The sequence below is a fragment of the Mycolicibacterium sp. XJ1819 genome (assembly GCF_053483675.1).
On sequence record NZ_JBEFST010000027.1, the window covers coordinates 66,732 to 76,547 of the forward strand.

Genomic DNA, 9,816 nt, shown 5'->3' on the forward strand with positions numbered 1-9,816 from the left:
TCCAGTGTGCGCCGGGCAGCGTGAGGCGATCGATAGGGTGAGCCCGTGTCTGGGTTCTCACTGCCGATCGTGCCGCGTTACGCGGAGGTCGACCAGCAGGGCGTCGTGTTCAACGGCCACTACCTCACCTGGTTCGACGAGGCGTGCACGGCCCTGTTCGATCATCTGGGCGTGTCCTATCCCGCGTTGCTCGACGACGGGCTCGACATTCAGGTGGTGCACAGCGAGATCGACTTCACACGTTCGGTTCGGTGGCGTGACTCGGTCCGCGTCGGCGTGTGCTGCCGGCGGATCGGGTCCACCAGTTTCACCATCGGTTTCGACGTGCTGCGGTCCGACGACGGCACGACCGAGCAGAGCGCCGTCCGTGGCCACAACGTCTACGTCGTCGTCTCCACAGAGGACTGGACCAAGAGGCCGATTCCGGACGCGCTGCGTCATGCGCTCGGTTCCGTTGAGCAACAGCCCGATTCGTCACCAACCCCATGCTCAGAGCGATAGCCGCCGTCGCGCTGCTGTTGTGCACGCTCACCGGGTGCGGCTCGGCGTCGGACGACGCCGACACCACCACGCTCGTCGTCTTCGCGGCGGCCTCCTTGAGCACGCCGTTCACCGCCATCGGTGAGCAGTTCACGACCGATCACCCCGGAATCGTCATCGAGTTCTCCTTCGCAGGCTCGGCGGATCTGGTCACCCAGTTGACGCAGGGTGCCTCGGCCGACGTGTTCGCCTCGGCCGACACCCACAGAATGGACACGGCCGCGCAGGCGGGGCTACTCACGGGTGATCCGGTCGACTTCGCGGCCAACACCTTGACCATCGTGGTTAGACCCGGAAACCCGAAGCGGGTGGCCACCTTCCGGGACCTGACACGCCCTGACGTGTCGGTGGTGGTGTGCGCGCCGCAGGTGCCGTGCGGTTCGGCCACCGAGAAGGCCCAGACGGCGACCGGGGTGCGACTCGACCCGGTCAGCGAGGAGTCCCAGGTGACCGACGTACTGAACAAGGTGACGAGCGGTCAGGCCGACGCCGGACTGGTCTACGTCACCGATGCGCGGGACGCCGGCGAGAAGGTCACCGCGGTGCCGTTCCCGGAGTCCGCCGGCGCGGTCAACATCTACCCGATCGCCGTGCTGAGCCAGTCGGAAGCGCCCGACCTTGCACGAAAGTTCGTGGACACCGTCACCAGCGAGGCGGGACAGAAGGTGTTGCGCTCCGCGGGCTTCGCCGCGCCGTAGCGCACACCGAGCCGAACCCGGTCCGGATCGACGTCGGCGGTACGGTCGACCCATGAGCGGTAAGCCATGGATCTCCTCGACCGTCTGAGCCTCGAGGTGCCGGTCGCCCAGGCGGGCATGGGCGGCGGGCTGGCGGGCCCCGAGTTGGCCACGGCCGTGGCGGCCGCGGGCGGGCTGGGCACTCTCGGACTCGCTTCCCCCGCGGCCTTGCACGCCGCGGTGAACCACATGCGAGAAGGCGCACCCGGTCGCGCGGTCGCGGTCAACCTGTTGATGCCGTTCGTGCGCCGCAGCCATATCGAGGCCTGCGTGGATGCGCGAATCGACGTGGCGGTGATGGCATTCGGCCTCGACCGGTCGATGATCGAACGTCTGCGCGAGGGCGGGGTGTTCGTGTTCGTCATGGTCGGCTCCGCCCAGCAGGCCGAAAAAGCGATCGCCTGGGGCGCCGACGGGCTCATCGCGCAGGGCTCCGAGGCGGGTGGTCACCTGTCCGGCGACACCCCCGCGCACACGCTTCTGCCGCTGGCGCGAGATGCCGCATCCGGGCGGCCAGTGCTGCTGGCGGGCGGCATCGCCACCGCCGCGGACACCCGGGCGGCGTTGACGGCCGGGGCCGACGGGGTGGTCGCGGGCACCCGCTTCTTGCTCACCCACGAGTCACGCGCCCACGCCGAATATCGGCGACGGATTCTGGCCGCCGACAAGACCTTCCGTACCACCTTGTTCGGACTCGGTTGGCCTGCCGCCCATCGTGTGGTGGCCAACGAGGCGACGCGGCGCTGGTGCGATGACGCCGGCCGGGCCCGGCCGGCACCCCGGATTCTCAATGCGGGCAGCGGTTTCCTCGCTCGCATGCCGGATCGCGCGGCGGCGTCGGTGGTGGCTATCCAGTCCCCGCGGTTGCCGCTGTTCTCCCCCATCGCCCCGACCGCCGACATGCCGGCCTCGACTGCCGATCGGACCGCGCTCTACGCCGGTGAGACAGTGCTTCGGATGACCTCTGTGATGTCGGCCCGGCAGGCTGTCGCCGACCTCGCACCGGGAGGACAATGAGGTCATGGCCGGAACCCTGTTCTTCGACGGCAACTGCGGTATGTGCACACGGTCGCGCGACCTGCTGCTCAAGCTGAACCGCACCGGCGCGCTGCGCACCGAACCGTTGCAGGCCGAAGGCGCCGCCGAGCGCCTCGGTGTTGCCGCCTCCAGCCTGATGGATTCGGTGCGATGGCTCGACTCCACCGGCGAGGTGCACGCGGGCGCCGAAGCGGCCAACGCCGCGGTGTCGGCCGCGCTGGGTGTCCGGCTGCCGTTGCGGGTCTACCGCGTCCCCGGCATCCGGTCGCTACAAGACGCGGTGTACCGGTGGGTCGCCGACCATCGCTACCGATTCCCGGGCACCACCCCGTACTGCGAGTCGCATCCGGCGGGCTGCGGTATCACGAATCGAGGCTGACCTCCGTCCACACCGGATCGTCGCCGCGGTGATCCGCGGTGTTTCGGCACTGCCCGTAGAGTCGCATGGTCGCGAAACCCGGATCGTGCAGGTGGCGGTGAAACACCGAGGTGACACCGTCTTTGGTCAGCTTGTGGCCGAAGTGCTCACCGTTGGTGGGGGCACGGCGCCAGCCGCCGGCCATCATCGCCGACGCCACCTCGCGAAAGTATCCGACCCAGTCACGGTGTGGGACAAGGAAGTTCATGTACAGACTGGCCTGGTAGGGCGGACTGGCCTCGTCGGTGCACGATAGGAAGGAGTAGCCGCCCGACGCATCACGCAGGTGCGCGGTGGCCACGATCTCGCGCGCCGAGGCCACCACCTGGGCGACGGCCTGGTCGTCGGACAGCGGTGCGTCGGGTCCACCGCGCGCTTGCGCCGTCCGCTCGACCACCACGAACGTCGCCCCCAGCACCAGCGACATCGCCAGCGCCAGCGCCAGCAAGGTCCGGGACTGCGGAGACCGGATCCAGTCGCGACTGTGGTTCATGACTCCTCACCGGTCAATCTACGCCGGGGCGGTTTCCCACTCACATGCCAACTGGTGGGAGTGATTCGCTGCGACGCGGGTACTCCTTGGCCCGAACGACGAAGGAGGCCGCGATGAGCGCAGACCCCCAGTTGGGCACCGTCACCACGAAAGTGCCCGCGCGGCTCGACCGACTGCCCTGGTCGCCTTTCCACTGGCGGGTGGTCATCGGACTCGGGGGCGTGTGGATTCTCGACGGTCTCGAGGTCACGATGGTCGGCAACGTCGCCTCCCGGCTCACCGAGGAAGGCAGCGGCATCGAACTGACCGCAGGCCAGATCGGCATCGCGGCAGCGATTTACATCACCGGCGCCTGCCTGGGCGCGCTGTTCTTCGGGCAGTTGACCGACCGGTTCGGCCGCAAGAAGCTGTTCATCCTGACCCTCGCGGTCTACCTGGCCGCCACGGTCGCAACCGCTTTCGCGTTCGCCCCGTGGTATTTCTACATCGCGCGCTTCTTCACCGGCGCCGGTATCGGCGGGGAGTACGCCGCGATCAACTCCGCGATCGACGAACTGATCCCCGCGCGCGTGCGCGGCCGCGTCGACCTCATCATCAACGGGTCCTACTGGCTCGGCGCGGCGGGCGGCGCCGCAGGTGCGCTGCTGCTGTTGGACAAGTCGGTCTTCCCCGCCGACGTCGGCTGGCGCGTCGCGTTCGGCATCGGGGCGCTGTTCGGCCTGGTGGTGCTGGTGGTGCGCCGAAACATCCCGGAGAGCCCCCGCTGGCTGTTCATCCACGGTCGCGAGGAGGAGGCCGAACGCATCGTCGGTGAGATCGAACAGGAAGTGCGGCGTGAAACCAGCCAGACGCTCACCGAAACCGACGATTCGATCACCGTCGAGCAGCGCAAGGCGATCTCGTTTCGTGAGATCGCGAAGGTGGCGTTCACCCGCTACCCCAAGCGTGCGATCCTCGGGCTCGCCTTGTTCATCGGGCAGGCCTTTCTTTACAACGCGTTCACCTTCAACCTGGGCACCTTGCTCAGCGGCTTTTACGACGTCGCGTCCGGGACCGTGCCGGTGTTCTACGCACTATGGGCGCTGAGCAACTTCGCGGGCCCGCTCCTGCTCGGCCGACTGTTCGACACCGTCGGGCGAAAACCGATGATTGCCTTGGCCTACATCGGTTCGGCGGCGGTCGCGGTGCTGCTGACGGTGCTCTTCGTCTCGCAGACCGGCGGGGTGTGGACGTTCATGGCGGTCCTCGGTGCGTGCTTCTTCCTGGCCTCCTCCGGTGCCAGCGCGGCGTACCTGACCGTCAGCGAGGTCTTTCCGATGGAGACCCGCGCGCTGGCGATCGCGTTCTTCTACGCCGTCGGCACGGCGATCGGCGGCATCACGGGGCCGCTGCTGTTCGGCGGGCTGATCGAGTCCGGTGACCGTGGTTACGTCGCTGTCGCGTTCCTGATCGGTGCGGCCGTGATGGCCGCCGCCGGAGTCGTCGAGGTCGTGCTCGGGGTGAAAGCCGAGGGCAAAAGCCTCGAAGACCTGGCGAGACCGCTGTCGTCGGTCGACGACGACGGTTCCGCACGCATGGCTGCCCGTGCCGAACGGCAACAACTGGCGACGACCGGTCTGCGCCGCTATCGCCCCGGGCCGTCGCCGCGGTGGTACGCGTGGCGTGAACCACCACCTCCCGGAGCGCCGGATACCGCGCTCGACCACGAGATCGAGACCATCGCGCGGGCGGTGGCTGAACATGGCGAGGTCGGCGTGCGAGAGTTGTACCGGGAGGTCGGAGCGCGCTACTGGGGGCCGGGCGAATTTCGCCGTGCGATCCGGGAAGCATTGGCGGAGAACCGGATTCATCGTCAGCGTCGCGGTCGCTTCGCCGCGCCGCACACGGAGGGGGCGTCGCAAGCGTGACGTGGGCGTGCCGAGTCTTCGGTCACCAACCGATGTTTCGCGCGGAGGGACGAACCATGCGGTGGGCATGTGAGCGCTGCGGCGGTGACGAGGGCGCCAAGGACTACCCCACCGCCGCGGACGCGCGCCGGTATGCGGCCGCGTTCAACAGGCGCGACGTCGACGATCTGGGCAAGCGGGCACCGTTGATCGGGCTACTGCCGCTGCGGATTTGGCGCAGGCTGACCAGGCGCTAACGCTTGGCCAGCGTGTACTGACAAATGTCGGTGTAGCCCTCGCGGAACAACTCCGCGCAGCCGGTCAGGTACTTCATGTAGCGGTCGTAGACCTCTTCGGACTGCATCGCGATGGCCTCGTCCTTGCGTGCCGAGAGCTTGTCGGCCCAGATGTCCAAGGTGCGCGCGTAGTGCAGACGAAGCCGCTGGGACCGGGCGAGTTCGAAACCGGCCTTCTCCGCGTACTCGGTCACGACGTCGAACTTCGGCAGATCACCGCCGGGGAAGATCTCGTCCATGATGAACTTCGAGAAGCGCACCAGCTTCATCGTCAACGGCAGACCGCTCTCGGCGAACTCGTCGTCGGTGGGCTTGATGATGGTGTGTAGCAGCATGACGCCGTCGGCGGGCAGCAACGCGTACGCCTTCTTGAAGAAGTCGTCATAGCGATCACGGCCGAAGTGCTCGAAGGCCCCGATGGACACGATCCGGTCGACGGGCTCGTCGAACTGCTCCCAGCCCTCCAGCAGCACCCGCTTGCTGCGCGGGCTCGAGGAGCGCGCGAACACGTTCTGTTCGACATGCGCCTTCTGGTTCGCACTCAACGTGAGGCCCACGACGTTGACGTCGTAGAGCTCCAGTGCCCGGTTCAGCGTCGCGCCCCAGCCGCAGCCGATGTCGAGGAGGGTCATTCCGGGCTTCAGCCCCAACTTGCCCAGCGACAGATCGATCTTGGCGATCTGCGCCTCCTCCAGCGTCATGTCGTCGCGTTCGAAGTACGCGCAGCTGTAGGTCTGGGTCGGATCGAGGAAGAGTTGGAAGAACTGGTCGGACAGGTCGTAGTGCGACTGCACGTCCTCGAAGTGCGGCTTCAAGTTGCGGGCATCGCTCGTGGTTTCTGGCAAGGTGGCGCCTCTGACTTTTGATTTGGGACCGATGCAAAGACCCCCGCGTGTGCTGTAGGGACTTTGTCGTGGTGTGCGCAGTTTACGCACAGTACTCCAGTGCAGGCCTCATTGCCCCGTTCGGCTCGACGGTGCCGACTCTGCTAAGGCGAAGCTTACGCCAGCGAATATCTGAGCAGCGGGCAGCGTTGCCGGTCGCCGGCGTGTCAGCCGGCGGGCGCCGCGCCGAGCACCCGCTGGATATCGGGCTTCATCGCCTCCAGCTGACCTGCCCAGTAACCCCAACTGTGGGTGCCGTTGGGCGGGAAGTTGAACACGCCGTTGCGGCCGCCCGCGGCCCGGTAGTCGGCCTCGAACTGCTTGTTGGTCCGGATGGTCAGACCTTCGAGGAACTGCGCGGGGATCTGCGCGTTGCCCAGACCGGCGTCCAGGTCGGTCGGATTCCCGTTACCGCTGTACACCCAGATCCGGGTGCCGTTGGCGACCAGCCGGCCGATCTGCAACGTGGGGTCGTTTCGTTGCCAGGCGCCACCGCCGTAGACCCCCCACATGTCCAGGGCGTTGAACCCGCCCGCGTCGGCCATGGCGATACCGATGAGGATCGGCCACAGTCCCTCCGAGAGGTTCAGGAACCCGGACAGCGAGGCCGCGTAGACGAACTGGCCGGGGTGGTAGGCCGCCAGGATCAACGCCGAGCTGCCCGACATGGACAAACCCACCACGGCGTTGCCGGACGGGCTCACGCCCTTGTTGGCGGCCAGCCAGGCGGGCAGTTCCGAGGTCAGAAAGGTCTCCCACTTGTAGGTCTGGGTCGTGCCGTTGCCCACCGCGGGCCGGTACCAGTCGGCGTAGAAGCTCGACATGCCGCCGACCGGCATCACCACCGACAGCCCGGACCCGTCGAACATCCCGAACGCGCCGGTTTCGATGTCCCAGCCGTTGCGGTCGTCGCGGGCCCGCAGCCCGTCCAGTAGATAGACGGCGTGGGCTCCCCCGCCCTGGAACTGCACCGTGACGTCGCGGCCCATCGCGGCGGACGGGACGCTGAGCACCTCGACCGCCGCTTGTGCCGTCGGGGTGCCGCCGACGACTCCGACGAGGCCGGGCAGCAAGGCCGCCGCCACCACCGCCGCGGAGACTCGACGTACCCATTTCATTGCCTGTTGTGCCTGGTGATTCATGGTTTGTCCTACGGTTCTGACGTGCCGATGAAGGTCCGCCGCCGGGATACCCGGCATCTAGTGGTTCATCGCGGAACGGCGGCCTGCGGTTACAGCTCGACGTCACGCACGAAATGGGCACAATGTCGCTATATGTCGGGATATGCCCGGGTGTCAGACCCGCCGAGTTGCTGGAAGGAGCAGACGATGAAGGCCAACGTGGGCGACCTGCTGGTGATCAAGGGAACGACCGTGGATCAGCCTGATCAGCGGGGTGTGATCACCGAGGTGCGCTCGGCGGACGGCTCACCGCCGTATGTCGTGCGGTGGCTGTCGACCGACAGCGAGGCGATCGTCTATCCCGGCTCCGATGCCCTCGTCGTGCCCGCCGCCGAGCAGGATGCGGCGGACGCGCGGGCCGCCACCGGGTAGCCCGCCGGCTGGCTATGGTGGGGACGGAGTCGTAACGAGGGAGGGAGCCCGATCATGGTGCAGTCTGACGGCCCCGCGCTGGGCCAGGAGATGTCCGACGCCGACGTGGCCGACCAATCCATCCCGGTCGAGGCCGACGACGACGTGGACACCTGGCAGGAGGCCGCCCGACTGGTGTCGGCGCGCGGCTCCGATGCCAACGAGGCCGACCTCATCGACCAGGCGATCGAGGTGCCGCTGGTCGACGAAGGACCCGACGGCGAACACTGAGGCGGCCGGCGTGGCCCCGGTCGGTCACGTCAGCGCAGCCACATCGGTCACGTCGTAGGCGTGCACCGACGCGGACAGGATCGCCACCTGCTGGGTGTCGTCGGGACCGGCGCCCCGGAACGCGGTGACCGCCGCCGCGGAGTCCCACCTTTCGAAGATGTTGATCCGCGCGGAGTCGACGGGGTCGGCCGACAGCGCGAAGTCCAGGCACCCCGGGGCAGACCTGGCCTGGCGCACCACCTCGGCGCAGCCCGCCAGATAGTCGTCCCGCTGGGTGGCCTCGACCAGCACATGACCCGCGACGATCACCATTGGGCACTCCCCTTTTCCGACGTCGAACGATGTCCGGTGGTTGTGACATCCGGTGAGGCGATAACTCATCGGTACTGCGCGCGGTGGTTCCGGAGTAAGGATGAACACATGAGACTGGAATCCGAAACCGGCACACATGTTTACGGGCAGCCGCACGAAACCGCCGACGGCACCACCGTCATCCCGGTGAGTCGGTCGGGCGGCAGTGCGCTGGGGGTGTTCGTCGTCAACGGCGGCACCGCGAAATGGGTACCCGCGGTCGACGCGACCCGCATCGCCTTGCTGGCCATCCTCGTCGGCCTGGTGTCCGCTGTCCTCAGCGGAGTGGCGATGGTCAAGCGTCCGCCGTGGCCGGACCTGCACGGCGACATCTCACGGTGAGCCACAAAGCCACGGCCGGCACCTTGTGCGATGTGGTGGGAACGGCCAAAGTGAAAAAATGACCAGTCCGTGGATTCGCGGGTGTGTGCTCCAGCGCATCATGTTCCGTAACGGTCTGGTGCTCAACCTCGACGACAACGAACTCGTCGTCGCCGCGCCGTTCTACTTGATCCTGCCCGCCACCCCGACCGACGGCGAGGAATCGGTGCTGATCGACCCGAAGGCCGTCAGGGTCGAAGAGCGTCCGCTGTTCGACTTCGCGGGGTCGACGTGCACCCACGCCAGCTGGGACGAGGACGGCGGCCTGCACCTGCGGTTCTCCCACGGCCACGAGATCCACGTCCGCAGCGATGACGAGCGCACGGCGTGGGAGCTTTACGGTAAGCACCACGGATACGCCGCGTGCCTGCCCCGCGGTCGGATCCGCGTGGTCAGACACGACCTGCCGGAGGACGAATCGGCCGAGCGCTGAGAAGCCATCCCGGCGAACCGGCCGTTTGCAAAGGCCGCTCACTTACTGTGGCACGAAGGTCCGAGCAGAGGAGACCATGGCCATGGACGGCTCAGTGACGGTATTCATGTCGGCGCCGGCGGACGACATCTGGAACCTCATCGCCGATGTGCGCAACACCGGGCGGTTCTCGCCCGAGGTGATGGAGGCCGAGTGGCTCGGTGGCGCCACCGGTCCGGTGTTGGGTGCCCGGTTTCGTGGGCACGTCAAGCGCAACGAGATCGGCCCGGTGTACTGGACGACGTGTGAGGTCACCGCATGCGAGCCGGGGCGCGAGTTCGGCTTCGCGGTGCTGCTGGGCGACAAGCCCGTCAACAACTGGCACTACCGCCTGACACCGACAGAAGGCGGAACAGATGTCACCGAATCGTTCCGGCTCGACGACTCGTTGGCGATGAAGCTGTTCTCCGTGTTCGGCGGGCAGCTGCGGCGGCGCCGCAACATCCGCGACATGCGTAAGACGCTGGAACGGGTCAAGGAGGTCGTGGAGACCCCCG

The 9,816-nt window shown here is 67.4% G+C and carries 15 protein-coding genes; 11 read left to right on the top strand and 4 right to left on the bottom strand.

Annotated elements, in window-relative coordinates:
* Positions 1–45 precede the first annotated feature (45 nt).
* The 4 genes from ABQE89_RS24510 to ABQE89_RS24525 all read left to right on the top strand — a co-directional run bounded on the left by ABQE89_RS24510 (position 46) and on the right by ABQE89_RS24525 (position 2,694).
* Complete coding sequence (locus tag ABQE89_RS24510; RefSeq protein ID WP_448421510.1) at positions 46–501, top strand: acyl-CoA thioesterase; 456 nt, start codon at positions 46–48, stop codon at positions 499–501.
* On the top strand, positions 486–1,238 hold the full coding sequence (gene modA, locus ABQE89_RS24515; protein WP_448421512.1) for a molybdate ABC transporter substrate-binding protein: 753 nt from the start codon (positions 486–488) through the stop codon (positions 1,236–1,238). The genes ABQE89_RS24510 and modA overlap by 16 nt, the downstream gene beginning before the upstream one ends.
* Before the next feature lie 66 nt (positions 1,239–1,304).
* The gene (locus ABQE89_RS24520; protein ID WP_448421514.1) at positions 1,305–2,294 is read left to right on the top strand and encodes an NAD(P)H-dependent flavin oxidoreductase; all 990 of its coding nucleotides are present in this window, start codon (positions 1,305–1,307) and stop codon (positions 2,292–2,294) included.
* A gap of 4 nt (positions 2,295–2,298) precedes the next feature.
* Positions 2,299–2,694: a thiol-disulfide oxidoreductase DCC family protein gene (locus ABQE89_RS24525; protein ID WP_448421516.1), complete on the top strand. Its 396-nt coding sequence runs from the start codon at positions 2,299–2,301 to the stop codon at positions 2,692–2,694.
* On the opposite strand, the gene ABQE89_RS24530 is transcribed toward ABQE89_RS24525, so the two are convergent.
* Positions 2,678–3,226 carry a lipoprotein LppJ family protein gene (locus tag ABQE89_RS24530; protein WP_448421518.1) on the bottom strand — a complete coding sequence of 183 codons (549 nt, stop codon included), beginning with the start codon at positions 3,224–3,226 and terminating at the stop codon, positions 2,678–2,680. The genes ABQE89_RS24525 and ABQE89_RS24530 overlap by 17 nt on opposite strands.
* 113 nt (positions 3,227–3,339) lie before the next feature.
* Here ABQE89_RS24530 and ABQE89_RS24535 point away from each other — a divergent pair, with 113 nt between their 5' ends.
* Positions 3,340–5,133, top strand: a complete 1,794-nt coding sequence (locus ABQE89_RS24535) for an MFS transporter (RefSeq protein WP_448421520.1) — start codon at positions 3,340–3,342, stop codon at positions 5,131–5,133.
* Between the two features lie 56 nt (positions 5,134–5,189).
* Positions 5,190–5,369 carry a hypothetical protein gene (locus tag ABQE89_RS24540; RefSeq protein WP_448421522.1) on the top strand — a complete coding sequence of 60 codons (180 nt, stop codon included), beginning with the start codon at positions 5,190–5,192 and terminating at the stop codon, positions 5,367–5,369.
* On the opposite strand, the gene ABQE89_RS24545 is transcribed toward ABQE89_RS24540, so the two are convergent.
* Complete coding sequence (locus tag ABQE89_RS24545; protein ID WP_448421524.1) at positions 5,366–6,253, bottom strand: cyclopropane mycolic acid synthase family methyltransferase; 888 nt, start codon at positions 6,251–6,253, stop codon at positions 5,366–5,368. The genes ABQE89_RS24540 and ABQE89_RS24545 overlap by 4 nt on opposite strands.
* 206 nt (positions 6,254–6,459) lie before the next feature.
* The gene (locus ABQE89_RS24550) at positions 6,460–7,434 is read right to left on the bottom strand and encodes an esterase family protein (RefSeq protein ID WP_448421526.1); all 975 of its coding nucleotides are present in this window, start codon (positions 7,432–7,434) and stop codon (positions 6,460–6,462) included.
* A gap of 186 nt (positions 7,435–7,620) precedes the next feature.
* On the opposite strand from ABQE89_RS24550, the gene ABQE89_RS24555 reads away from it, so the two are divergent.
* Together ABQE89_RS24555 and ABQE89_RS24560 are read left to right on the top strand one after the other, a co-directional pair.
* Positions 7,621–7,845 (top strand): DUF1918 domain-containing protein, encoded by a 225-nt coding sequence (locus tag ABQE89_RS24555; RefSeq protein WP_448421528.1) that lies wholly within the window; start codon positions 7,621–7,623, stop codon positions 7,843–7,845.
* Between the two features lie 54 nt (positions 7,846–7,899).
* Positions 7,900–8,115 carry an Rv3202a family protein gene (locus ABQE89_RS24560; protein ID WP_448421530.1) on the top strand — a complete coding sequence of 72 codons (216 nt, stop codon included), beginning with the start codon at positions 7,900–7,902 and terminating at the stop codon, positions 8,113–8,115.
* A 24-nt stretch (positions 8,116–8,139) separates the two neighbouring features.
* On the opposite strand, the gene ABQE89_RS24565 is transcribed toward ABQE89_RS24560, so the two are convergent.
* Positions 8,140–8,427, bottom strand: a complete 288-nt coding sequence (locus ABQE89_RS24565) for a putative quinol monooxygenase (RefSeq protein WP_448421532.1) — start codon at positions 8,425–8,427, stop codon at positions 8,140–8,142.
* A gap of 108 nt (positions 8,428–8,535) precedes the next feature.
* On the opposite strand from ABQE89_RS24565, the gene ABQE89_RS24570 reads away from it, so the two are divergent.
* From ABQE89_RS24570 to ABQE89_RS24580, 3 genes are all read left to right on the top strand, one after another.
* Positions 8,536–8,808: a hypothetical protein gene (locus ABQE89_RS24570; RefSeq protein WP_448421534.1), complete on the top strand. Its 273-nt coding sequence runs from the start codon at positions 8,536–8,538 to the stop codon at positions 8,806–8,808.
* Between the two features lie 58 nt (positions 8,809–8,866).
* Positions 8,867–9,280, top strand: coding sequence for a DUF6188 family protein (locus tag ABQE89_RS24575; protein ID WP_448421536.1), 414 nt, complete (start codon positions 8,867–8,869; stop codon positions 9,278–9,280).
* A gap of 82 nt (positions 9,281–9,362) precedes the next feature.
* A partial coding sequence (locus ABQE89_RS24580; protein ID WP_448421538.1) for an SRPBCC family protein occupies positions 9,363–9,816 on the top strand: 454 nt, incomplete at its 3' end.